Annotated in this window: 22 protein-coding genes; 6 read left to right on the plus strand and 16 right to left on the minus strand. The window is 62.1% G+C overall.

Annotated features, from left to right (window positions below; translation table 11 throughout):
* Window positions 1–31: 31 nt before the first annotated feature.
* Window positions 32–226, plus strand: a complete 195-nt coding sequence (locus JAB1_RS14730; RefSeq protein ID WP_034778169.1) for a hypothetical protein — start codon at window positions 32–34, stop codon at window positions 224–226.
* Window positions 227–333: 107 nt separating this feature from the next.
* Entirely contained in the window at window positions 334–945 is a 612-nt protein-coding gene (phaP, locus tag JAB1_RS14735; RefSeq protein ID WP_034778166.1) for a TIGR01841 family phasin, read from the plus strand.
* 114 nt (window positions 946–1,059) lie between these two features.
* Here the strand turns inward: phaP and JAB1_RS14740 are convergent, their stop codons facing one another.
* Both JAB1_RS14740 and JAB1_RS14745 read right to left on the minus strand, forming a co-directional pair.
* On the minus strand, window positions 1,060–1,686 hold the full coding sequence (locus tag JAB1_RS14740) for a metalloregulator ArsR/SmtB family transcription factor (protein ID WP_070280439.1): 627 nt from the start codon (window positions 1,684–1,686) through the stop codon (window positions 1,060–1,062).
* A gap of 8 nt (window positions 1,687–1,694) precedes the next feature.
* Window positions 1,695–2,912 carry an MFS transporter gene (locus JAB1_RS14745; RefSeq protein WP_034778162.1) on the minus strand — a complete coding sequence of 406 codons (1,218 nt, stop codon included), beginning with the start codon at window positions 2,910–2,912 and terminating at the stop codon, window positions 1,695–1,697.
* 160 nt (window positions 2,913–3,072) lie between these two features.
* Between JAB1_RS14745 and JAB1_RS14750 the strand changes: the two genes are divergently transcribed.
* The 3 genes from JAB1_RS14750 to JAB1_RS14760 all read left to right on the plus strand — a co-directional run bounded on the left by JAB1_RS14750 (window position 3,073) and on the right by JAB1_RS14760 (window position 7,776).
* Window positions 3,073–3,777: an SMI1/KNR4 family protein gene (locus JAB1_RS14750; RefSeq protein ID WP_070280440.1), complete on the plus strand. Its 705-nt coding sequence runs from the start codon at window positions 3,073–3,075 to the stop codon at window positions 3,775–3,777.
* Between the two features lie 88 nt (window positions 3,778–3,865).
* On the plus strand, window positions 3,866–5,518 hold the full coding sequence (locus tag JAB1_RS14755) for a VRR-NUC domain-containing protein (protein WP_070280441.1): 1,653 nt from the start codon (window positions 3,866–3,868) through the stop codon (window positions 5,516–5,518).
* Window positions 5,515–7,776: an ATP-dependent DNA helicase gene (locus tag JAB1_RS14760; protein ID WP_139144565.1), complete on the plus strand. Its 2,262-nt coding sequence runs from the start codon at window positions 5,515–5,517 to the stop codon at window positions 7,774–7,776. The genes JAB1_RS14755 and JAB1_RS14760 overlap by 4 nt, the downstream gene beginning before the upstream one ends.
* On the opposite strand, the gene JAB1_RS14765 is transcribed toward JAB1_RS14760, so the two are convergent.
* The 14 genes from JAB1_RS14765 to pstS all read right to left on the minus strand — a co-directional run bounded on the left by JAB1_RS14765 (window position 7,765) and on the right by pstS (window position 22,290).
* Window positions 7,765–8,502, minus strand: a complete 738-nt coding sequence (locus JAB1_RS14765; protein WP_070280443.1) for a LytTR family DNA-binding domain-containing protein — start codon at window positions 8,500–8,502, stop codon at window positions 7,765–7,767. The genes JAB1_RS14760 and JAB1_RS14765 overlap by 12 nt on opposite strands.
* An 11-nt stretch (window positions 8,503–8,513) precedes the next feature.
* Window positions 8,514–9,590, minus strand: a complete 1,077-nt coding sequence (locus JAB1_RS14770) for a histidine kinase (RefSeq protein ID WP_070280444.1) — start codon at window positions 9,588–9,590, stop codon at window positions 8,514–8,516.
* Window positions 9,591–9,596: 6 nt separating this feature from the next.
* Window positions 9,597–10,412: a DUF5668 domain-containing protein gene (locus tag JAB1_RS14775; protein ID WP_070280445.1), complete on the minus strand. Its 816-nt coding sequence runs from the start codon at window positions 10,410–10,412 to the stop codon at window positions 9,597–9,599.
* Window positions 10,402–10,785, minus strand: a complete 384-nt coding sequence (locus tag JAB1_RS14780) for a DUF5668 domain-containing protein (RefSeq protein ID WP_070280481.1) — start codon at window positions 10,783–10,785, stop codon at window positions 10,402–10,404. Before JAB1_RS14780 ends, JAB1_RS14775 begins: the two co-directional genes overlap by 11 nt.
* A gap of 380 nt (window positions 10,786–11,165) precedes the next feature.
* Window positions 11,166–12,080 (minus strand): NAD-dependent epimerase/dehydratase family protein, encoded by a 915-nt coding sequence (locus JAB1_RS14785; RefSeq protein WP_070280483.1) that lies wholly within the window; start codon window positions 12,078–12,080, stop codon window positions 11,166–11,168.
* A 219-nt stretch (window positions 12,081–12,299) separates the two neighbouring features.
* Window positions 12,300–14,246 carry an ATP-dependent helicase gene (locus tag JAB1_RS14790; protein ID WP_070280446.1) on the minus strand — a complete coding sequence of 649 codons (1,947 nt, stop codon included), beginning with the start codon at window positions 14,244–14,246 and terminating at the stop codon, window positions 12,300–12,302.
* A 33-nt stretch (window positions 14,247–14,279) separates the two neighbouring features.
* Complete coding sequence (senA, locus tag JAB1_RS14795) at window positions 14,280–15,476, minus strand: selenoneine synthase SenA (protein ID WP_254672101.1); 1,197 nt, start codon at window positions 15,474–15,476, stop codon at window positions 14,280–14,282.
* 77 nt (window positions 15,477–15,553) lie between these two features.
* Window positions 15,554–16,870, minus strand: a complete 1,317-nt coding sequence (phoR, locus tag JAB1_RS14800; protein ID WP_034778134.1) for a phosphate regulon sensor histidine kinase PhoR — start codon at window positions 16,868–16,870, stop codon at window positions 15,554–15,556.
* Window positions 16,871–16,881: 11 nt separating this feature from the next.
* Window positions 16,882–17,571, minus strand: coding sequence for a response regulator (locus JAB1_RS14805; RefSeq protein WP_034755074.1), 690 nt, complete (start codon window positions 17,569–17,571; stop codon window positions 16,882–16,884).
* A 5-nt stretch (window positions 17,572–17,576) separates the two neighbouring features.
* Window positions 17,577–18,287, minus strand: a complete 711-nt coding sequence (phoU, locus tag JAB1_RS14810) for a phosphate signaling complex protein PhoU (protein WP_034778131.1) — start codon at window positions 18,285–18,287, stop codon at window positions 17,577–17,579.
* A gap of 47 nt (window positions 18,288–18,334) precedes the next feature.
* Complete coding sequence (gene pstB, locus JAB1_RS14815; protein ID WP_029496304.1) at window positions 18,335–19,129, minus strand: phosphate ABC transporter ATP-binding protein PstB; 795 nt, start codon at window positions 19,127–19,129, stop codon at window positions 18,335–18,337.
* A gap of 26 nt (window positions 19,130–19,155) precedes the next feature.
* Window positions 19,156–20,001: a phosphate ABC transporter permease PstA gene (pstA, locus tag JAB1_RS14820; RefSeq protein WP_070280447.1), complete on the minus strand. Its 846-nt coding sequence runs from the start codon at window positions 19,999–20,001 to the stop codon at window positions 19,156–19,158.
* 29 nt (window positions 20,002–20,030) lie between these two features.
* On the minus strand, window positions 20,031–21,017 hold the full coding sequence (pstC, locus tag JAB1_RS14825) for a phosphate ABC transporter permease subunit PstC (protein ID WP_254672103.1): 987 nt from the start codon (window positions 21,015–21,017) through the stop codon (window positions 20,031–20,033).
* 223 nt (window positions 21,018–21,240) lie between these two features.
* Window positions 21,241–22,290, minus strand: coding sequence for a phosphate ABC transporter substrate-binding protein PstS (gene pstS, locus JAB1_RS14830; RefSeq protein ID WP_034778123.1), 1,050 nt, complete (start codon window positions 22,288–22,290; stop codon window positions 21,241–21,243).
* Window positions 22,291–22,561: 271 nt separating this feature from the next.
* Here pstS and ppk1 point away from each other — a divergent pair, with 271 nt between their 5' ends.
* Window positions 22,562–24,655, plus strand: a complete 2,094-nt coding sequence (gene ppk1, locus JAB1_RS14835; RefSeq protein WP_034778120.1) for a polyphosphate kinase 1 — start codon at window positions 22,562–22,564, stop codon at window positions 24,653–24,655.
* Window positions 24,656–24,661 lie beyond the last annotated feature (6 nt).

The following is a 24,661-nucleotide window of genomic DNA, read 5'->3' on the forward strand; positions in this document are numbered from 1 at the left end:
AATGCCGGCAGGCTTTTCTTTCGGAGCAACTATGAAATACCTGATCGCCACGGCCCTGCTGGCCGCCTGCGCGTGGGCCTCGGCCGGCCCTGCCCCCTGGTACAAATGGCGCAGCAAGATCGACGGCACCCTGTCGTGCGCCCAATCGACCCTGGGATTTGGCTGGGAACTGGCCTCGGGACCGTACAAAGATAGCCGTTGCGAAAAACCGGCGCTTGTTAAATAATGGGGCCATGACCACACGGGGCACCGGCTTGAGATCAAGCGATGGCATTGCGGCGTCGAAAGAGTATGGAACGATAAGAACGTATCTATTCAAACCGAGGAGACCACATGTTTACGAATCCCGAACAATTCGCATCGGCCACCAAGGCCCTGTTTGAATTCCAGCTGATGACCTTCAACACCCTCACCTCCAAGGCCGTGCAAGGCGTGGAACAGGTATTGGCGCTGAACATGGCCACCGCCAAGTCCGGCATCGAGGATGGCCTTGCCGCCAGCAAGGAAATCAGCCAGGCCAAGGATCCGAAGGCCGCCATGGCCGCCGCCGCCGCCCAGCTGCAACCGGGCGTGGCCGGCGCAAAAGCGTATAAACAGCAACTCGACGACATCATCAAGGAAATCCACACGGAATTCACCACGGCCGCCGAAGCCCACGTGGCTGAAGCGAAAAGCAATCTGAGCGCCCTGATCTACGACGTCACGAAAAACGTGCCGCCAGGTTCGGAAAATGCTGTCGCCATCGTCAAGGCCGCCATCGACAACGCCTTCCTCGGCTACGAGCAGGTGACCAAGGCCACGAAACAGGCCGTGAAAACCGTGGAAGAGCAGATCGCCAAGGCCAGCGCGCAAGTGGCGCAGGCAACGGAAAAGGCGACGAGCGGCGCCACCGCCGCGGCTGAAAAGGCAGCGCCTGCCGCCAAGCCGAAGGCTGCCAAGAAATAAGTGATGCAGGTCGGATTAGCGCGGCAAGGCCGCGCGTAATCCGACGCATTGTTGGCGCCAATGGTGATGTCGGGTTACGCGCGCAGCGCTAACCCGACCTACAACTGACCCCAATTATTTCACCGGCACGATCCGGTACACGCAGCGACGCCCCCCCTCCAGCAGATACTCGCTGCGCTCCACCGTGCAATCGCCCCCCAGTACCCGTTGAAAGATGGCCAGCTCCGAGCGGCAGAAATTCTGGCATACCGTGGCGGCCGCGCAAATCGGACAATGGTTTTCCACCAGCAAGACACTGCCATCGTCCTGCGGTTCCGCATGGGCCATGTACCCCTCGCCATCGCGCGCCCGCGCCAGGCTGTCCACTCGTTGCGCCAGCGCAAGCTGCGGGTCGACCAGCTTGCCGTAGGCGGCTTCGCTGCTGCGCTCGCGCGCGCCGATCAGTTTATCCAGGCCCTCGTCGCCGAACAGGCTTTTCACCTGCGCTATCAATTCCAGGGTCAGGTCGGCATGGCGATCAGGAAAGCGTGCATGGCCCTCCCGCGTCAGCGTCCAGCGCCGCGACGGGCGCCCCACCTTGTCGTCGGCCACGTCCTCGAAAGCCACCAGGCCACGTTCCAGCGCCGCTTCCAGCTGGCGCCGCGCGCCCATGGACGTGATATCGAGCAAGGCCGCCAGTTGCTGCGCCGTCTGCGGCCCGCGCATCTTCAGCAGGAACAGGATCTGCTCCGACGTATTCATGCTTGCGCTCATGCCACGGCTTGCGTGTCGCCCACGCCGGCCAACTGGCGGCGCCAGGCCGCCATGCGCCACGCGGCCCAGGCGGCGGACAAGGCGCCCGCGACGAGGATCAGCCGCGTGTCGATCAGGGTCAGCACGGAGCCGCTGAGGGCCACGACGATGTTGGCGATGCAAAAGGTGGTGGCCAGCAAGCCCATCACGGCGCCCTGCCCGTGCGCGCTGAAGCGTTCGGCGCACCAGCCCTGGATCACCGTGTTGTACAAGGCATTCGGAATGCCGAACAGCACGATGGCAGCGATGCCCACCCAGATATTACCCAGTGCCAAGATTCCTACGGCCAGCGCCACGCCGCAGGCATACCAGCTGGCCCGCAGCAGCGGCGCATGGCGGCTGGGCCCGCCCGCCAGCAAGGACGTGACCGTCATCGTGCCGCACAGGCCCACATTCACCCAGGCAATCTCCTGTGCGTGGTAATTCGCCGTCTCGACCAGCCACAGCGGATAGAACTCGTAGAAGCTGGCCACGCCGCACGTCAGCGCCAGCTGCACGATGAACAGGGTGCGCAGCTCCTCATGGCGCAGCAGGTTCAGCGAATGGCGGTCGCGCGCCACTTGCCACCACGACGTCGTCAGCAACGACGGCGTTTCGCGCGGCAAGCCCACGGCCACCAGCACGGCGACGAGCATCAGGGCGGCGGCGGCGATCCAGAACGGCACCGTCACGCCCCAATGCAAGGTCGCCCCCGCCAGGATCGGGCCCACCAGCCAGCCCAGGTAAAACGCGCCGTTCAGCCACGACATGGCACGCAGGCGCAGCGGTCCCGTCAACTGGTCGGCCAGCATGGCGCGCGCCACGGCGCCGTTTCCCTCCAGCAAACCGGTGATGAAACGGGCGACGATGAACAGCGGGTAGGACTGGATCACCAGCGCCCAGGCCGTGATGGCATGGCCGATGGCGGCACCCACGGCCGTGCGCATCAGCAAGGGGCGGCGGCCATAGCGGTCGGAAAGCGGTCCCAGCAAGGCCGAACCGATCAGCAATCCCAGCGGGTTGATGGTCAGCGCCAGGCCGAACAGCAATTTGGACGGCAAGCCGAGAAAATTATTGAAGGCATTCGGCGCTTCGGCCGCAAACAGGGGCGGCAGGATCGGATACGGCAGCGAGGCGCCGATGGTCGACAGCAGCGCCAGCAAACAGGCGGCGGAAATCAGGATGATGTTTTTCATGCGGGCTCGATGGATATTGTCTGGCAAGACTACGTGAGCACGCCACATAAGTAAACTAAAATGTTTATTAATTATGCCAAGCGTTCACGCCATGGCGTAAACCGTGCGCGCCATCGCCTCGGCTATCATTGCCCCATGACTCACGTTTAACAGGGCAAACATGACACTGTCAGAAATTGAACGGCAACACGGCTTTACCTACCCTTCACTGTACCGGCAACTGGAAAGCGACGGCATGCTGGCCGTGGGTGAATATGGCCCCGACTGGTACAAGCTGGTCTATCCCACGTTGACGGACCGCCCCACCCTGCTGCTGCATGCGGACGATTTCGAATTGCTCAACATCCAGGCCGTTGCCGCGGAAGTGGAAAGCTTGCTGGACGCGGACGATTACCGGCAGATCGATCCCGCCTTCCAGTTCATCCCGTTCGCGCAAACGGGCGCGGGCGACCACTACTGCTTTTTCGCGTCTGGCCAGCACGATGGCGACATGCCCATCGTGCTGCTATGGCACGACCAGGATGAAGCCCAGTACCTGGCGAAGAACCTGCAGGACTTCCTGTTTCACATGTTGTTGAACAGCATGGCCGACCAGGATACGTACAACGACGTCGGCGACGAGGAATTCAAGGATCAACTGGCAAAAACCCTGGGCACCCACGCGCGCTACCTGACGGCGCGGCAAGCCGAGGTGCTGCAATCCTTGCTGGCCAGGGACATCATCGATTACGAGGTGGCGCTGCCAAAGGGGCGCACGGAAACGCACCGGGGCTTGCTGACCGATATCGAACTGGCCAGCCTGCGCGCCGAACTGATTCCCTACGAAAAGTTCGACAGCTGTTTTGCCTACAGCGGGGCTGACTGAACATAAAATCGCTGGGCAAGCGGCGGCTGAAGGTTTAAACTGTATATAAACACAGTAAAATCGATCACCTTGCCCTATTGCCATCCCCATGTTGAGAGTCCTGGAAAATCCCCTGTACTATCTGGATAATTTCCAGGACGTGCTGAACTGGATCAGCGCGCGCTACGCCGATCTGCTGAGTGCTGAAGAAACACAGTTCATCGCCGCATTCGGCGCACTGCCGCAGCCGTCGCGCGCCCTGTTCGTGCGCCTCGTCATGCGCAAGGGCTGTCTATTTCGCGCCAGCAAGCTCAATTACCCGGAAATCGGCGACACGCGCGCGGCCGCCCTGGCTTTGCTGGCCACCGGCTGGGTCGAGGCCGATCCCGTCATTGCGCTCGATGAACTGTTCGACTTGCTGCTGAAAGCGGAAATCGCCCAGGCCTTCCGCCTCGACGCACCGCTAAAGGTGGCGCGCAAGGCGGAACAACTGGAGGCCTTGCGCGTACTGCATGCGGAAAGTCAACCGTTCTCCGCCTGGCATCCGGCCTGCACCGACGTACTGTACCGCATCGGACTTCAAACGCTGTGCGACCGCCTGCGCCTGATTTACTTTGGCAACTATCACCAGGACTGGTCGGAATTCGTGCTGTCCGACCTCGGTGTATATCAATATGAAAAAGTGGAATTCTCGCCACAGTCGAGGGGCTTTCGCACGCGCCAGGATATCGAGCACTATGAAGTGCTGCACCAGTGCCGCGAACGCTACAACGACAGCGCGCCAGCCGACGAGGTGCTGCAGGAACTGGCTGCGCTGCCATTACCCGAGGACAATACCTGGCTGGCCAGCCGCCGCGACAAACTGCGCTTCCAGATAGCCCAGCACCTGGAGAAATGCCAGGACTGGCCGGCCGCCTACCGTGCCTATGCCGATTGCCGCTATCCGGGCGCGCGTGGCCGCGCCATCCGCGTCCTGGAAAAAGATGAACAGCCGCAAGCGGCCTACGAACGCCTGCTGATCGCCCTGGCCGCGCCGGAAAGCGAAGCGGAACAGCAATTGCTGCTGCGCATGGCCCCCCGTTTGCGGCGCAAGCTGGGCCATGCGAAGCAGGCGGCCAATGCAGCAGCAGCCGTGGAGCGCATCGACCTGCGGCTGCCCTGCCCGGAACAAGCGTGCTACGTGGAAGGAGTGGTGCAGCAACACCTGATGCAGGACGGCGCGCCCGTGTATTACGTGGAAAACACCCTGATCAACTCACTGTTCGGCCTGCTGTGCTGGCCCGCCATCTTCAAGGCCATGCCGGGCGCCTTCTTCCACCCGTTCCACCGTGGTCCGGCCGACTTGCACAGCGCCGATTTTTACCTGCGCCGCAGCAGCGACTTTGCCGCCTGCCTGGCGCAGCTGGACGACGGCAGTTACCAGGCCACCATCCGCGCCACGCTTGCCGCCAAGTACGGCATCGTCTCGCCCTTCGTCAGCTGGGACGTGCTGGACGACGGCTTGCTGGACCTGGCGCTGGCCTGCATTCCGGCAGCGCATCTGAAGAAGGCATTCGAGCGCATCTTGCTCGACATCAAAAGCAACCGCAGCGGCTTTCCCGACCTGATCCAGTTCTGGCCGGCCGAACAGCGCTACCGCATGATCGAAGTCAAGGGTCCGGGCGACCGCCTGCAAGACAACCAGCTGCGCTGGATCGCGTATTGCGCCGAGCACGCCATGCCCGTCAGCGTGTGCTACCTGCAATGGCAGGTGGCCGCATGAGCGCCAGGAGGTACACGATCGCCGTGCGCGCCCTGTGCGAATTCACGGCCAAGGTGGGCGACCTGGACTTGCGTTTCACACCCTCGCCCACGGCGCAGGAAGGCATGGCCGGCCACGCCACCGTGACAAGCCGGCGCGACGACGATTACCAGCGCGAAATCAGCCTGTCCGGCGACTTCGGCCCCCTGCACGTGCGCGGGCGCGCCGATGGCTACGACCCGGCGCGCCGCCAGCTGGAAGAAATCAAGACCTACCGGGGCGAGCTCGACAAGATGCCTGCCAACCACCGCCAGCTGCACTGGGCGCAGGCGCGCATCTACGGCCATCTGCTGTGCCAGCAACTGAAGCTGCCCATGCTGCGCGTGGCGCTCGTGTATTTCGATATCGTGAGCCAGAAGGAAACCATCATGCACGAGGAATGCACGGCCGAGGCGCTGCGTATTTTCTTCGAACAGCATTGCGCCCTCTTCCTCGACTGGGCCGAACAGGAAATGGCGCACCGCGCCAGCCGCGACGCGCAGCTCACGGCCATGGCCTTTCCCCATGCGGACTTTCGTCCGGGCCAGCGCCAGCTGGCCGAGGCCATGTACAAGGCCAGCAGCCGTGGCTGCGGCTTGCTGGCGCAGGCGCCGACCGGTATCGGCAAGACGGTGGGCAGCCTGTTTCCCATGTTGAAGGCGACGGCCGCGCATGGCCTGGATAAACTGTTTTTCCTGGCCGCCAAGGTGCCGGGGCGGCAAATGGCGCTCGACGCCTGCGCCATCCTGAAAGACAGCGCGCCCCTGCTGCCGCTGCGCGTGCTGGAACTGAGCGCCAAGAGCAGCGCCTGCGAGCATCCTGACAAAGCGTGCCATGGCGAATCGTGTCCGCTGGCCAAGGGTTTTTACGACCGCTTGCCGCTGGCGCGCGAGGTGGCACTGGCCAGCGGCTTGATCCTCGACAAGGAAGCCGTGCGCGCCATCGCCTTGCAGCAGGGCATTTGCCCGTACTACCTGGGCATGGAATTGGCGCGCTGGAGCGACGTCGTCATCGGCGACTACAATTACTATTTTGACCTCAGCGCCATGCTGTACGGCATGACCCTGGCCCACGACTGGAAAATCAATGTGCTGGTCGACGAGGCGCACAATATGGTGTCGCGCGCGCGCAGCATGTACTCGGCCGAGCTGGCGCAGGTCAACCTGAAAATGCTGCGCAAGTTCGCGCCCGAGGCGCTGAAAAAGCCGCTGGACCGCCTCTCGCGCCAGTGGACGGCTTTACTGAAAGAACAGGATGGCGATTACCACGTGCATCCCTCCTTGCCGGACAAATTCTTTGGCGCCCTGCAAGGCGTGGCCACAGCCATCGGCGACTACCTGGCCGAGCACGCGGCGGCGCTCGATGAAGACTTGCAACGCTTTTATTTCGACGTGTTGCTGATCAATCGCCTGGCAGAGAGTTTCGGCGAACATTCGCTGTTCGACGTCAGTAAAACGGACACGGGTTCCACTGTCTGCATCCGCAACATCGTGCCGGCACCGTTTCTCAAGGAACGCTTCGCGGCCAGCCACAGCACGGCCCTGTTTTCCGCCACCCTGAGCCCGTGGAATTACTACAGCGACACCTTGGGCATGCCGGCCGACACGGCCTGGGTCGACGTGGAGTCGCCATTCCAGGCAGAACAATTGTCCGTGCGCGTGGCCGACACCATTTCCACGCGCTACCAGCACCGCGCCGCATCCTTGCTGCCCATCGCCCAGCTGATGGCGCGCCAGTACGCGGAAACGCCGGGCAACTACCTGGCCTTCTTCAGCAGTTTTGACTACATGGAAAAGACGGCCACCCTCTTTGCCCAGCATTACCCGGACGTGCCGATCTGGCAGCAGCCGCGCCGCATGGACGATACTGCCCGCGCGCAATTCCTGGGCCGCTTCGGCCTGGACACGCGCGGCATCGGTTTTGCCGTGCTCGGCGGCGCGTTTGGCGAAGGTATCGATTTGCCCGGCGCGCGGCTGATCGGCGCCTTCATCGCCACCCTCGGTTTGCCGCAGATCAATCCCGTCAACGAGCAGATCCGCCAGCGCATGGGCGACATCTTCGGCGCCGGCTACGACTATACATACTTGTATCCGGGCATGCAGAAAGTGGTGCAGGCGGCCGGCAGGGTCATCCGCACGCAGTCGGACAAGGGCGTCGTCTACCTGATCGACGACCGCTTTTCGCGCCCGGAAATCCGCCAGCTCTTGCCGACGTGGTGGGATGTGCAGCTAGCCAACTAGTATCTTAAGCTTCTGGTAGCCCGCCTTGCTTACGGGTATCCTCGTGTCATCGCGCAGGATGGCCACGTGGCTGTCTTTCGTTGCCGCCTCGATGCGGCTAATGCCGTCGATATTGAGTAGATACGACCTGTGCACGCGCAGGAATTTGGCGGGGTCGAGCTGGGTTTCCAGCTCTGATAGCCGCTGGCTTTTCAGGTAGGACTTGCCTTCGGAACGGATGCTGATGTAATCGTCCTGCGCCTCGATGTAGTCGATGCGCGCGCTGGCGATGACGTGGACCTTGGCGCCGTCGCGGATCAGCACGCGGTCCAAAGGCGCGGCGCGCGTGGCCGCTTCGCGCGCCAGCGTTTGCACGGCAGTGGACGCGGCGGGCAGGCTGCGGTTGGCGCGCGCATGGGCCAGCGCCTGGTCGAAGCGCTGTTCGCTGAACGGTTTCAGCAGATAGTCGAGGGCATGGCATTCGAACGCTTTCAAGGCGTACTGGTCGTAGGCCGTGACAAAGATCAACTTTGTCTTGGCACCGATCAGTTCCGCCACTTCAAAGCCATCGAGGCGCGGCATCTGTATGTCGAGAAACACCAGTTCCGGTTCCAGGTCCGCGATGGCCTTGACGGCTTCAAAGCCGTTGGCGCACTCGGCCACGATGTCGATATCGTCATGGCGCGCCAGGTATTCGCGCAACACGCTGCGCGCCAGCAATTCGTCATCGACGATGGCCACCCGCATTCTCGCCTGCATCATGCTTCCTCCGTGTCGCCGGTCTGCGCCGGCATGGAAATCATCACTTCGAAATGGCCGTCGCGCCGGCCCCAGTGCACGCTGGCCTCGTGGCCATACGCGCCGGCCAGGCGCTGGCGCACATTCTCCAGGCCCACGCCATTGCCGCGGGCCGGCCCTTGATCCGCATCGACCGGGTTGCGCACGGCGATCTGCAGCAGGCTGCCCACGCGCCGCGCCTCGATGGCGATCAGGCCGCCTTCCGTCAAGCCGCAAATCCCATGCTTGACGGCATTTTCCACCAGCGGCTGTATCAGCATGGGGGGCAGCAAGCACGCCAGCGCGGCACTGTCGAGGCTTTCCGCCACTTGCAGGCGTGCGCCGAAACGCACTTGCTCGATGGCGAGAAAATGGCGGATCAGCACCAGTTCCTGTTCCACGGTGATGTGCTTGTGCGCTTCCAGGCTCAGGCTCTGGCGAAAGAAACTAGCCAGCTGCACCGTCATCTGGCGCGCGCCCGCCGCATCGATAGACGTCAGGGCGCTGATGGAGTTCAGGCTGTTGAACAGGAAATGCGGATCGATCTGCGTGCGCAGCATGCGCAATTGCGCTTCCTGCGCCGTCAGTTGCGCTTCCAGCCCCCGCTGCTCGGCCATCCTGGCGCGCACGAATTCCAGCAACAGATAATGCACGGCGGCAGCCAGGCAATACAGCAGTGCGCCCAGGCCGAAGAACAGGGCCAGCAGCGATTGCGTCAGGTTCACGCCCAGCCAGCGCAGCTCCAGCAACAGGCTGACGCTGTTCAAAAATTGCAGCAGGGTAGCCCACAACAAGCCCGCGAACAGGGCCGCCACACCCATCACGCCGGCGATGGCGAGCGGATGGCGGGCGTGCAAGGGGTAGGCGCGGCACAGGTAAAACGCGGAAAAACCCGAACCGATCGCATACACCAGCGTGGCGGGCACCACCAGCACGACGGCATTGAGCCAGGGCGCGTGCGCCACCCTGGCCAGGATGAAGGCCAGGGCCAGGCCCAGCGCGATGCAGACCAGGAACACCACCACGGCGCCGCGCCGCTTCGACAAGGGCCCCGACATGCGCGCCTAGTTGCGGATTTCCAGGCCGCCCATGATGGCGTAGCCCGTCACGTACAGGCGCTTGGCCTGGTTCGGCGGCACGATGGTCTTTTCTTCGAAGCCGCCGAGGATGGGCGTGCCCTGCAGCACCACGCTCCAGTCAGGCGGAATCTTGATGGTGACGCCGCCGCACAGGGCAAATACGTTGAGCACGGCTTCGCCTTCGATCGATGCCTGGCGCAAGTCGATTTCGCAGCCGGCCATGATGACATTGATATCGCCGCCCTTGAAGCGCTGCGACGACACGCGCCGCACATAGCCGCCGAGGATGGCCGTCACTTCGATGATGCTGTCGTCGTCCGCCTGCCCGCTGGCGCCGGGTGCCGCAGTGGCATCGGCAGCGTCCTTGTCGAGCGACACGGCGCCATTTCTGGGCTGGCCGAACGAGTCAGGCGCGGCGGTACCGTCCTGCTGCGCGAAAAAGCGCCGGCGGCGCTGGCGCTGCTGCGCGCCGGGCAAGGACTTCGACACCACGGCCACGCCCAGGCCGATGATCAGCAAGGGCCACAGCAAGTCCCAGTTCATGTAGAAGATGCCCATGTGCTTGAGGGTCCAGGCCACGCCCAGCAGCACCAGCATGCCGCCCACCAGATAGCCGTTCGCGCTGCGGCTTTGCGACAGTTTCAGCAGGCCAAACACGATCAGCGCCGTGGGCCAGAAACGGAAGGTGTAGCGAATATTGATGAAACCGAGGTTATCGAGCAGGAACAGCAGCCCCAGGCCGATGACGATCACGCCCAGCACGATCTGCGATGGCGAGTGCAGCGGCGGTTTATTTTTCATGCTCGGACTCCCGGTAGGCAATAAAATGTTTGTTCAACAGCGGTTCCAGCACGAGGCCTACGCCCCAGGCGATCAGCAAGGCGGGCCAGCTATTATAAAAACTCAGGTTCCACAGTTCTTCATACGACACATACCACCAGGCGGCGAAAAAGATCAGCCACAGGCCGCTCAAAACCTGCTTGGCGGAGACGGGCGTGAGCAGCTTGTTCAGGCCGAAGACGGCCAGTATCACCGGCCAATAATGCCATAGTGAATAGTAATCGTGGAGATAGATCACATCGAGCCGGTCCAGCAGGATGACGGCGCCGATGGCGATCAGCAGCACGCCCCACAGCAGCTGGGTACGGCGGCAATAAGCTGGTTCAGGTTTCACGGTCACCCCTTGAAGTTGGTTGATCGTAAAGATACGCGGATTTCAGGCAGGGGGAAACACCGCTTCGGCGAATGGCGGACAGGTGGCGGTGAATGGCGCGGGGAAGTAGCAACAGGCAAAAAAAGACCGGCTAAAGCCGGCCTTGAAGGGGTTCGCAGCACACACCGCGACCTGGAGTTGCAGTGCACAGCCGCATGGCGCAAGCGCGCCGGCGGCAGAAATCTGGTGCCGATCCTTGAGGCGACCGGCTGACCTGCTGGAAGATCGAACATGCCGCCAACTTCACGGCAGTGCGTCTCAACCAAGCAGAGACATCATACTCCCGATCGCCATACAGCACCGTTCGCTAGCGCACACTGATGGAGTTTTGCTGAGCTGCATCAAGCGGCGATGGCGTGCGGAGGATGGAGCATGTCGTTCTTGATCCATGCCAGCACGGATGGACCCTGCGGCTGCCAGCCCAGCAGCTTGCGCGCCCGCTCGCCGCGCACGCGGCTGTTGGAACCGAGGCCATACGACGCCATCTCGTAACCCCATTCGGCAATCGCCTCGGGCAGCGGCCAGTCCTGCGCGGGGCCGAAGTCCAGCGCGGTGGCGATGGCGGCCGTCATGTCGCGGAAAGCCGCTTCGCCCGATTCGACAAAGTAAAAGGTGCCGGCCGGCGATTTTTCCAGTGCCAGCAAATACAGGCTGACGACGTCGTCGATATGCACATTGGACCAGATGTTGCGGCCCGGACCCACGTGGCGCACGATGCCGCTCTTGCGCGCCTGCTTGAGCAAACGGGGCAGCTGCACGCTGTCGCGCGGCAAGGCGCCATGGCCGTAGATCAGCGTATTGCACAAGACGCTGGCGCGCACGCCCTGGCCTGCGCTGGCCAGTATCAAGTCATCGATGGCCACGCGGGCCGCCTTGTCGGCGGTGGGCGCCGGCAGCTTGTCTTCGTAATAGATCTGTTCCGTGCCCTCGCCGCCCGAGGCGTCGCCCACGATGGACGAGCCGCTGGTGTGGAGGAAAGGCTTGTTGCTGCCAGCTAGCGCTTCAATGATGGCTTCGACGGCGCCCCGGTGGTCGCTGCTGGCCGCATTGATGACGGCGTCCGCCGCCTTCGCCTGCTCAATGATGAGCTCGCGGTCGTTCAAGGTGCCGACGATACCGTGCACGCCGATGCTGGCCAGCTCGGCCACCTGCTCGGGTTTGCGCACGAGGCCCGTCACCTGATGGCCGGCGCGCACGAGGCCCGCCGCGATGGAACTGCCGATAAAACCTGCCGCGCCTGTCAAAAACACTTTCATGCCGTGGACGCCAAACAAAACCTGCTGCGCGTCGCGCTTTGCGGCCTGCGATGCTCACCGTGCTCTAGCACGGTTGCGCTTCTTAGCCACAAATCATCGCCGCTCGCTACGGTTTTGTTAGGCGTCGTTCCTCCTTTGTAAGTTCAGATCGATTGTGATCAGTCCGACAAAGTATGCGCCGTTTCCGCCTTCGCAAAAAGCAGCCGCACAGCAAAAGATCTATGACTTCGGCGCAATAATCTTCTGCTTGAGCTGCAGGGCGGCGATGTAGCGGCTCTGATAGGCGGGGTCTTCCGGCGTCAGCAGGGTGAGCCTGTCGCGCGCGCGGGTGGCGGCCACATAGAAGCGGTTTTCCTCTTCCAGCGGATCGGTCTTGCTGCGCGGGAATTCATCGACGGCCAGGTAGGGCAAGATGACGTGGTTGTATTCGAGGCCCTTGATCTGGTCGATGCAGGCGATGACGAGTTTGGCCTTGCCGGTCGAGACCGTCACGGCTTCTTCCATCTCGCCCAGCCAGCCGGCAAAGCCGCCCAGCGCCACGCCCGCTTCGCGGCACACGGCAATAAAACCGTGCAGGGAACGGGCGACGACCCGCGCCTGGGCCGGGTCGACGTAGATGCGGCGCGCCGTCTGTTCCAGCTGCATCAGGCCAAAGATGTGCTGCAGGGCGTCGCCTGCCAGGGCGTCGGGGGGCAGCGCGCGCAGGTAATCGACGGCGGCCAGAGTCAGGGCCGCCTTGTCCTGGTTCTGCGACTTGGCCAGCTGGTTCGTCAAGAAGCCTTCCAGCAAGTCGGGATAGTTGGCCACATCGGCCTTGGCTTGCTGGAGCTCACCGCGCGTAAACGGGATTTCCGCGAACGCCACCAGGGCTTCGAGTATCTCGCCGCGGCGCGGGCCGCTCTTGATCGTATGTAAATCCTTGCGGGCGATGGCGACCATGCCGCGCAGCATCAGCACTTCCAGGCTCAGCAGATAGCTGTTCATGTCCACCAGGCCATACGCGATGCCGCTCTGGAACAGCGCCGTTTCCACGCGGATGGCCTGGTCGCGGTCACGCAGCAAAATGGCCGTCGTGCCCGCATGCGCGTGTTCGAGCGCGGCGATCAGCTGGGCGCTGCAAGCCTGCGGCTGCATATGCTCGTATTGCAGCACTTCGATGTGCGTGGCGCGCGACAGGGCCGACACGCTGGCCTTGTTTTTCAGCACGCCCACGGCATGCGCCAGCTGCGGCCCGTAACGGTAGGACGCCGTCAACGGCAGGCGCTGCAAGGTGGGGAATTCCTGCTCGAAGCGCTGGCGCAGGAAGCGGTGGTCGGCGCCCGACCACGTATAGATGACTTGATCCTTGTCGCCGGCGCCGCAGAAAAACGCATTACCGCGGCGTATCAGCATGGTCAGCAGGCGGAACGACGCTTCGTTCAGATCGTGCAATTCATCGGCCACGATGATCTGGAAGGCCGGCAATTGCTGGCGCAGCGGCTCGTCGCCATCGAGCATGCGCACCAGGTCGTAGGTGGCGTCGAATGGCGCGCGGAACTGGATGTCGCCCGTGTCGGCGCCACGCAAGCCTTCATATTCGCGCAGCCACAGATAATGCGTGCGCGACATGCCCAGCATTTCCAGATTGTCGTCCAGGGAATTGCTCTCGAAGTCGGGATTTTGAAAATCCAGGCGCGCCTTGGTGCGCAGCTGCAGTTTCAGGAATTCGGCGATCGCCCCGTTCGTCGTATTGATTTCCAGCGGGTAGCGGTGAGCGTATTTCTCCGACACGACTTCCAGCGCTTCCCAGGCTACCGGGCGCAACTCTTCATCGCTGCGCATGGATGCCACCTGCATGTTTTCCAGCTGCCGCAGCACCTTGGCGGCAAAGGCATCGAAAGTGTCGACGGTCAGGCGCTTGACGACGCCCAGAGGCACACCCACTTCCAGCAGGCGCTGGCGCAGGGCCACGCGCGCCGCCTCCGTGAACACGAGGGCCAGCATGCGCTCGGGCGCGCGGCCCCGGTGCAGCGCTTCGGCCAGGCGCAGGGCCAGGGTCGTCGTCTTGGCCGCGCCGGCATTGGCGTCGATCAGCACCACTTTCTTTTGCGCCGTCTGGATGGCGACCTGCTCCGGCGTGGGCGTAATGCGTTTGGGAATGAACTGCGGGGCGTTATCTGTACTCAAGGGTATCCTGAAATGATGTCTGTTCTCGGCGCGCTACCAGGCGCAGGTGCGCAGGCCGGCAAAGATGTCGCCCCGTTCGGGCGCATGGAAGGCGCGCATGCGGGCCGAATGCAGCCGCGGCGGCGTGGCGAAGGCGGCGCCGCGCAGCACCTGGTGCTGCATGAAATATGGCGCGGAATATTCGCGCCAGGCATCCACCGCAAAGCCCGGATACGGCTCGAACGGCGTCGCCGTCCACTCCCACACCTGGCCCCAATGGAAACGCGGATGGCCGGACAGCGCAGCATACTCCCATTCCGCCTCGGTCGCCAGGCGGCGCCCCGCCCAGGCGCAATACGCCTGCGCCTCATACAGGTTGATGTGGCGCACGGCTTCGTTCGGCGGCAAGGTCGTGCGCTGGCCGAAACGCATGGTGCGCCACTGCGTTGCTTCGCGCAGCCAGTACAGGGGCGACGAGCGCTCCTGCTGCATCAGCCAGGCGCTGCCGGCCGCGCTCCAGAACTGGCGGTTCTGGTAGCCGCCATCGGCGACAAAATCGGCAAACTGGGCGTTGGATACGGCGCAGGCATCGATGGAAAACGGCGCCACGTAGCAACTGTAGGGCGGCGATTCATTGTCGAAGGCAAACCCGGCGCCGCGCGGCGAGCCCAGTTCAATGGTGCCACCAGGAAAAGCGATCTCGCCCGCACCCGGCGGCAAGGCCGGGCTGGCCGCCAGGGATTCCGGCGCCTCCAGGCCCATCCATTGCAAGCCGGCCAGCATTTCCTCGCCGCACAAGTCTTCATGCGCCAGCGCCAGCCGGTACGGCGCCAGGGCGCTGTCGACATTGGCTTCGCGCGAGAGTTTATCCAAGACCCTGTCGAGCACCTCGTGGCAATACGTTTTCACGGCGCCCGGGCTGGGCAGTTCCAGCTTCCAGCGCGCGCGATGCTCCACCATGTTGGCGTCGAACAAGTCGTCGCCGCGCGTCAGCAGGGAGTTATAAATGGCGTCGGCCGGATGGCTGGAAGCGGCTTCGCGCAGGATGAACCACTCGGCAAACCAGGCGATGTGCGCAAGTTGCCACAAGGGTGGCGTGAGGCGCGGATGCCGGGGCAAGCCGGCCACCACGTCCAGTCCGGCCGTGACGTAACAGTCGAACAGGGAAAGAGTATCCTGGCGCGCGGCCTGCAGCGACTGGGCCAGTTGCTGCGCGCCGGCGTGGCGAAAAGAGGCGTTGATTAAAGTCATGGCCTGATTGTAACGACTTATGCCATCCTTGCACTAGTCGCACGGGAAACGGGGAGGGGATGCTCCCCTCCCCCGGCCTACTTGACCAGCAGCTCGCCCTGCAGCGGCGTGACGACGGATTTGGGCATGCTGACGATAAAGCTGCTGCCCTTGTCGGCCACGGACTGGATGGCCAAGGTGCCGCCATGGCGCAGCAGCACGTGCTTGACGATGGCAAGGCCCAGGCCCGTGCCCTGGGTTTCGCGCGAACGGCTCTTGTCGACGCGGTAGAAACGTTCCGTCAGACGCGAGATATGTTCCTGGCTGATGCCGATGCCCGTATCTTGCGCGATGAATTGCGGTCCGGCCGGGCCATCCTGCCAGCGCAGGGTGATGGTGCCGCCGGCCGGCGTGTAGCGCACGGCGTTCGAAGCCAGGTTGCCAAACGCGCTGTACAGCTCGTCGTAGCTGCCCAGCACATCGGGACCGTTGCATTCCATGGTCACTTCATGCTTGCCCGCCGACAAGCCCTTGGCGTCGCGCAAGACTTGCTGCATGAGCTTTTTGATATCCACGGGCTCGGGGCGCAGCGGATAGTCGACCGATTCCAGGCGCGACAGGGTCAGCATATCCTCGATCAGATGCTGCATGCGGTGGCCCTGCTCCGTCATCAGCTTGAGGTGGGCGGCGCGCGTGGCGGCGTCCAGGTCCAGCTCGGCGGAAGCGATTTCCAGGAAGCCCACGATGACCGTCAGCGGCGTGCGCAGTTCGTGCGAGGCGTTGGCGATGAAGTCGCGGCGCATCATTTCGATGCGTTCCGTCTCCGTCACGTCGTGCGTGACGAGGATCTGGCGGCGGTTTTCGAACGGAATGATCTGCACGATCAGCTTGCGGTTGCGGAAGGTGATCGTCAGCGGCTGGTCGTAGCGGCCCAGGATGATGTAATCCATGAACTCGGGGCTGCGGATCAGGTTCGTCACGCGCATGCCCTTGTCGCGCTCGTGCGTGAGACCCAGATGCTTCTCGGCGGCCGGGTTGCACCATTCGAGGAACAGCACGTCATCCATGATGACGACGCCGTCCGGCAGCAGGTGCATGGCCTGGCGGAAACGCGCCAGCCATTCCGTCAGCTCGGCCTGGTTTTTCTCGTCGTCGCGGCGCATGCGGTACAGGCGCGCGAAGATGCTGGTCCAGGCGCCCCAGCCGTCGGGCAGCTTGGCGCTTTGCGGATTGTCCAGCCAATTACTCAGCTGGAACAGATACGACAGCTGCACGAACACCATCATGGCCATCAGCACGAAGGCGATGCCCAGCGCATACGTGGCGCCAAACAGATACCAGACGACGGCCACGCCCAGCAGCGCCAGCACCATGCGCAAGGCGGCCGGTACCCAGAACAGCAATTTCGGATTCATAGAGGCCAGCTTTACTTTTCAGACAACATGTAGCCGACGCTGCGCACCGTCTTGATCAGGCTTTCCGCCTCCTTCAAGGCTTTGCGCAAGCGCAATACGTGGACATCGACCGTGCGTTCCTCGATCACCACATGGTCGCCCCACACCTTGTCGAGCAGCTGGCTGCGCGAAAACACGCGCTCCGGATGGGCCAGCAGGAATTTCAGCAGCTTGTATTCGGCATGGCCGATATCGATCTTCTGTTCATCCATCATCACCGTGCAGCTGACGGGGTCCAGTGCCACGTTGCCGGCGCGCATGGGCGCCTGCGCGTGTTCCGGGCTCTTGCGTCGCAACAGCGCCTTGGCACGGGCCAGCAGCTCGCGCGGCGAGAACGGCTTGGTGACGTAATCGTCGGCCCCGCTGTTCAAGCCGGCCAGCTTGTCTTCTTCCATGCTCTTGGCGGTGAGCATGATGACGGGGATGGCGGCGAAATTGCGGTCGGCGCGGATGCGCGACAGCAGGCGCAAGCCCGTCTGGTCCGGCAGCATCCAGTCCAGCAGGATCAGATGCGGCGTGCGGTGCTGGATGAATTCCCAGGCATCGGCGACATTTTGTACAGAACAGCAATTCCAGCCGGATTCGCGCAGCGAATAGGTCACCAGTTCAACGATGGCCGGCTCATCTTCAACAATCAATACCGTGGTTTTATCAGATGCCATAAAGCTTACTCAGGGAGCTCCTCGGAAATGGCGGGAGCAGCCACCTTGGTGTGGCGGATGTCCTTGCCTTCAACCACGTAGATCACGTATTCGGCGATGTTTTTCGCATGGTCGCCGATCCGTTCGATGGCCTTGGCCACCCACAGGGTATCGAGCGCCGCCGAAATCGTGCGCGGATCTTCCATCATAAAGGTGATCAAGTTGCGCATGATAGACCGAAACTCATGGTCGATGATGGCATCTTGTGCAATTAATTGTAAAGCCTGCTTGCCATCGTTGCGCGCGAATGCGTCCAGGGCGTCGTGCAGCATGTCGGTGGCCGTGTTGGCTATGCCGCGCACCATCTCGTAATGGTTGACGACGCCGTTGCCGCGCTTGTGCAGATTCTTCGCCACGCGGGCGATTTTCGTCGCTTCGTCGCCTACTCGCTCGAGGTCGGTAATCACCTTGATGGTGGCCATGATGGTGCGCAAGTCGTTGGCGGCCGGCTGGCGGCGCACGATCAGGTGGCTGCAGGCGTCGTCCAGCGACACTTCCAGCTGGTTGACGACGTCGTCTTCGCGCATCACGCGGTCGGCCCGCTCCGGGTTGCCGATGCGAAAGCATGTCATCGCGTCGAGGAACTGGGTTTCAACGATGCCGCCCATCAGGAGCACTTTCGAGCGGATCGCTTCGAGTTCGTTGTCGTATTGCTTGGATGAATGTTCGCCTATCATGCTGTCTCTCCGTATTCAGTTGTCTTGTGGTCGCTATGCGGGATGGATCAGCCGAAGCGGCCCGTGATGTAATCCTGCGTTTCCTTGCGGGCCGGATTCATGAAGATCTGGTCCGTTTCGCCGAATTCCACCAGCTCGCCCAGATACATATAGGCCGTGTAGTCGGAGCAGCGCGCCGCCTGCTGCATATTGTGCGTCACGATGGCGATCGTGTAATCCTGTTTCAGTTCGCTGATCAGCTCTTCCACTTTCGAGGTCGAGATCGGGTCCAGCGCCGAGGTCGGCTCATCGAGCAGCAAGACGTCCGGTTTCACGGCCACGCCGCGCGCGATGCACAAACGCTGCTGCTGGCCGCCCGACAGCGACAGGCCGCTCTTGCTCAGCTTATCCTTGACTTCGCCCCACAGCGCGGCCTTTTTCAGGGCCCACTCGACGCGCTCGTCCATCTCGCCCTTCGACAGGTCTTCATACAGGCGCACGCCGAAGGCGATGTTGTCGTACACGGACATGGGGAACGGTGTCGGCTTCTGGAACACCATGCCGACCTTGGCGCGCAGCATGTTGACGTCCTGGTCGGCGTCGAGCACGTTGCGGCCGCGGTACAGGATGGAGCCTTCCGCGCGCTGGCCCGGATACAGGTCATACATGCGGTTCAGGGTGCGCAGCAGGGTCGACTTGCCGCAACCGGACGGGCCGATGAAAGCCGTCACTTTCTTTTCGTGGATGTCCAGGTTGACATTATGCAAGCTTTGCGTTTTGCCGTAAAAAAAGTTCAGGCCCGAAATCTCGATGGTTTTCTTCTTTGGCGCCAGGTCTTGGGCTGGATTCATTTGCGTATTCATATGGGTTCGCTTCGCTCGATATCTGTTTAATTAGGGACTTTTTGGCTGAACACGGTGCGCGACAGGATATTCAAGGCCAGCACGCTGAAGGTGATCAGCAGTGCGCCGCCCCATGCCAGCGAGCGCCAGTTGTCGTACGGGCTCATCGCAAACGATGCGATGACGGACGGCAAGTTGGCCATCGGCGCATTCATGTTGAAGCTTTGGAACTGGTTATTCAAGGCCGTGAACAGCAGCGGCGCCGTTTCGCCGGCGATGCGGGCCAATGCCAGCAGCACGCCGGTGATGACGCCGGCCTTGACGGCGCGCAAGCGCACCAGGGTAGCGACCTTCCAGCGCGGCGCGCCGAGGGCAAACGCGGCTTCCAGCAGGCTGTTCGGCACCAGACGCAGCATATTGTCCGTCGTGCGCACGACCACCGGCACGGCGATCAGGGACAGCGCGATGGCGCCCGCATAGCCGGAGAAGTGCTTGACGTGGGCCACATACAGCGCATACACGAACAGGCCGATGACGATCGATGGCGCCGACAGCATGATGTCCGTCACAAAACGCGTCACTTGCGCCAGCTTGTTTTCTTCGCCGTATTCGGCCAGGTAGATGCCGGCCAGGATGCCGATCGGGGTGCTGACGACGGTGGCCAGGCCCACCATCAGGGCGCTGCCGACGATGGCATTGATCAGGCCGCCGCCTTCGCTGCCGGGAGCCGGCGTCGTTTGCGTGAACAGGTCGACGGACAAGGCGCCGAAACCCTTGATCACCAGGGTGAACAGGATCCACACGAGCACGGCCAGGCCCAGGGCCATGGCGGCCACCGACAGGGCGATGCCGATGCGGTGCATCAACAGGCGCTTGCGGTAGACAGGGTTCATGGCCGGCTTGACCGGAACGTCGAGAGTGCTTACTTGGCTTCATTTTTTCGTTGCCTTTCCTTGCGGGACATGCCAGCCAGCATCAGCTTGGCGGCGGATAAGACGATAAAGGTGATGACAAACAGGATCAGGGCCAGCGAGAACAGCGAGGCCACGTGCAGTTCGGATTGCGCTTCGCCGAATTCATTGGCCAGCAAGGAGGTGATGCTGTTACCGGCGGCAAACAGCGACCACGACAGTTTATTCGCGTTGCCGATGACGAAGGTGACGGCCATGGTCTCGCCCAGTGCGCGGCCCAGGCCCAGCATGACGCCGCCGACGACGCCGGTCTTGGTGTATGGCAAGACGATCTTGCGTACGACTTCCCAGCGCGTGCAGCCCAGGCCGTATGCGGATTCCTTCAGCACGGCAGGGACGATCTCGAACACGTCGCGCATCACGGAAGCGATAAAGGGGATGATCATGATGGCCAGCACCAGGCCGGCCGTCAGCAAGCCGATGCCCATCATGGGGCCGCTGAACAGCTGGCCGATGACGGGCACGTTGCCGAGGGTGGCTTTCAGGATGGGCTGGACGTGGTCGGCAAACAGGGGCGCAAACACGAACAGGCCCCAGATGCCGTAGATGATCGATGGCACGCCGGCCAGCAATTCGACAGCCGTACCCAGCGGGCGGCGCAGCCAGGCCGGGCAGATTTCCGTGAGGAACAGGGCAATGCCGAAGCTGACGGGAAAGGCGATCAGCAAGGCGATAACCGAGGTCACCAGGGTGCCGATGATGGGGATCAGGGCGCCGTACTGGTCATTGACGGGGTCCCATTCCGCGGACACGATGAAATGCAGGCCGAAGGTCTTGAAGGCCGGTATCGATTCCATGATCAGCGAAATGATGATGCCGACCAGGACGATCAGCACCGACAGGGCGAACAGCATCGTCACCTTGTGGAACATGAAATCCTGGAAGCGCTGCTTGCGCATGGTGGAAAGCATTTGCGCGTGACTGATGGAATCGGTCATGGTGCCGCCTGGCATGGGGATCGTGGAGGAGGTAGATTGTGCGCTCATATTGTGCCAGATGTGGGTGGTACTGCCGGTGTCGCTATTTTGAACTCTTGTTTTATTGTTGCTTCTTTAGCCAGGACCGTCTGCAAGGGCTTGCGAGCGGTCCTGGCTAACTCCCTGCCCCCGCCGTGCTGCTGGCGGGGACAAGGATGGATATTGCTGTATTCAGACTATCGGATTAGTAGATCGACTTGCCCGATGCGTCTTTCAGGTTGGCTTTCCACGACTCTTGCACCAGTTTCACGACCGATGCCGGCATCGGCACGTAGTCCAGTTCGACGGCAGCAGGGCCGCCGTTCTTGTAGGCCCAGTCGAAGAATTTCAGGACTTCTTTTGCCTTGCCTGCGTCAGCCTGGACTTTGTGCATCAGGATGAACGACACGCCGGTGATAGGCCAGCTGTTCTTGCCAGCCTGGTCGGTCAGGACCACGCCGAAGCCTGGGGTTTGCGTCCAAGGTGCCGAAGCGGCTGCTGCCTTGAAGTTTTCGTCGTCAGGCTGCAGGAAGTTGCCGTCCTTGTTTTGCAGCTGGGTGTGCGACATCTTGTTTTTCTTGGCGTAAGCCCACTCGACGTAGCCGATCGAACCCTTGATACGCTGTACGTTGGCGGCGACGCCTTCGTTACCCTTGCCGCCCACGCCCACGGCCCATTTCACAGCCGAGCCAGCGCCGATTTTCGATTTGAATTCCGGGTTGGTTTTCGACAGGAAGTCGGTGAACAGGAACGAGGTGCCCGAACCGTCGGCGCGGTGCACCACGGTGATTTCCGTGTCCGGCAGCTTGACGCCACTGTTCAGCGCGGCGATTTCAGGAGCACTCCACTTGGTGATCTTGCCCAGGTAGATGTCGCCAACGACTTTACCCGTCATTTTCAGCTGGCCTGGGGTCACGCCGTCCAGGTTGACGATGGTGACCACGCCGCCCATGATGGCCGGAAACTGCATCAGGCCCGCTTCTTCCAGCTCTTCTGCCTTCAAAGGCATGTCCGAGGCGCCGAATTCAACAGTCTTGGCCTTGATTTGCTTGATGCCAGCGCCGGAACCGACGGACTGGTAGTTCAGGCCGTTGCCCGTGTTGGCTTTGTACGTCTCAGCCCATTTGGCGTAGATCGGGTACGGGAAGGTTGCGCCAGCACCTGTCATATCTGCCGCCATGACGGAAGCGGAAGAAAATGCCATCGCTGCCGAAGCACCCACGACGATAAATTTGAACATTTGCTTCATTTGCATATCAAGTCCTCAGGGTTGTTAGGGCTCAAAGTCCCGGTTGAATGCTGCGCAGTCTAGCAAGCGAATATGACAGCTTTATGACATGGGTAAAAATTCCTGAAATAATTGGCTACGCCCGGGGAAATGCCATTTTCGGCGTGAAAAATGACAGCGCGGGCGACGCTTTATGACAGCTTATGTCACGCTTACGTCATATTTCATGATTACACTCACAACGCGTCATACATGATGAAATACGGCTAGAATTAACTATCTGCAAAGACAAAAGAATATGAAACCTGAACTGCACACGGAAGTGACCAAATCGGGCATCCTGCTTGACCGCGAGCTGTCGCAACTGACTTTCAACCGGCGCGTGATGGCCCAGGCGGAAGATCCGAACATTCCGCTGCTCGAGCGCCTGCGCTACCTGTGCATCGTCAGCAGTAACATGGATGAGTTCTTCGAGGTGCGCGTGGCCAGCCTGCTGGCGGCCGGCAGCATCGGCGGTTCGCTGGCGGGCCACCCTGCCCTGGCTGCCAACCTGGAGCGTATCGGCAAGGAATGCCATGCGCTGGTGGAACGCCAGTACGAGATATTAAATAACGACGTCTTGCCGGCCCTGCGCGAAGCGGGCGTGCATTTGCTGCGCGACAGCGACCGCAACGAGGCGCAGCGCGCGTGGGTCAAGCAATACTTCGACCGCGAAGTGCGCCCCCTGCTGACGCCGATCGGCCTCGACCCGGCCCACCCATTCCCGCAAGTGGTCAATAAAAGTCTCAATTTCATCGTCTCGCTGAGCGGCAAGGATGCGTTCGGCCGCGGCACGGCGATCGCCATCGTCAAGGCGCCCCGCGTCTTGCCACGCGTCATCAAGCTGCCGGACGAGATTTCCGGCGATGGCGTGTCTTTCTGTTTATTATCGTCCGTTATCCACGCGCACATCTCGGACCTGTTCGCCGGACGCGAAGTGATCGCCTATTCGCAATTCCGCGTCACGCGCGACAGCGACTTGTGGGTCGATGAGGACGAAGTCAAGAACCTGCGCCAGGCCCTGAAGGGCGAGCTGGTGGGGCGCCAGTTCGGCACCTCCGTGCGCCTGGAAGTGGCGCGCAATTGCCCACCAGAATTGTCGCAATTCCTGCTCGACCAGTTCAGCCTGGATCAAAGCCGTTTGTACCGCGTCAACGGCCCCGTGAACCTGGTGCGCCTGTCGGAAATGATCGACCACGTCAAGCAGCCGGAGCTGCGCTTTCCGCCGTTTTTCCCCGGTCTGGCGCATAAAGCCATCGGCAACGACATCTTTGCCGCCCTGACCAAGCACGACATCCTGCTGCACCACCCCTACCAGTCGTTCCAGACGGTGATCGACTTCATCCGCAGCGCCGCCTACGATCCCTCCGTCGTCGCCATCAAGCAGACGATCTACCGCACGGGCATGAATTCGGACCTGATGGAGTCGCTGATTACGGCGGCGAAGATGGGCAAGGAGGTGACCGTCATCGTGGAATTGATGGCGCGCTTCGACGAAGAAGCCAATATCAACTGGGCCGACAAGCTGGAACAGGCCGGCGCGCAAGTCGTGTACGGCGTCGTGGGACTGAAGACCCATGCGAAGGTGGCGCTCGTCATCCGCCGCGAAGAAGGCTCCTTGCGCTTCTACGCCCACCTGGGCACCGGCAACTACCACCCCACCACCACCAAGCTGTACACGGATTTTGGTTTGCTGACGGCGAACCAGGACCTGGCAGTGGAAGTGAACGAAGTCTTCATCCACCTGACCAGCCTGACCAAGCCGCACAACCTGAACCATTTGTGGCTGGCGCCGTTCGGCCTGCAAAGCGAGATCATCAAGGCGATCCGCAACGAGGCGAAGATTGCCCGTTCGGGCCGGCGCGGGCGCATCATCGTGAAAGTCAACGCACTGGTCGACGAATCCGTGATCCGCGCCCTGTATGCGGCCTCGACCGATGGCGTGAAGATCGACCTGATCGTGCGCGGCGCCTGCACCCTGAAGCCGGGCGTGCCTGGCCTGTCGGAAAACATCAAGGTGCGCTCCGTGATCGGCCGCTTCCTCGAACACAGCCGCATTTACTACTTCCGCAACGACCTGGCGCACGATGTCTACCTGGCCAGCGCCGACTGGATGAGCCGCAACCTCTTCCGCCGCGTGGAAGTGGCCTTCCCCGTACTGGACCGGGCGCTGAAGCGGCGCGTGATCGCCGAGGGCCTGAATCCGTATTTGAAGGATAATACAAATGCATGGGAACTGGAGCCGACGGGCCACTATGCGCGCCGCAAGCCACGCGGCAAGCAAACGCCGTTCAGCGCCCAGCAATACCTGATGCACACACTGGGCACGCCGGGCGCGGAGGTCGGCGAATAGGCAATT

It is taken from the genome of Janthinobacterium sp. MP5059B, from assembly GCF_001758645.1.
Taxonomy (GTDB): Bacteria; Pseudomonadota; Gammaproteobacteria; order Burkholderiales; family Burkholderiaceae_D; genus Janthinobacterium; species Janthinobacterium lividum.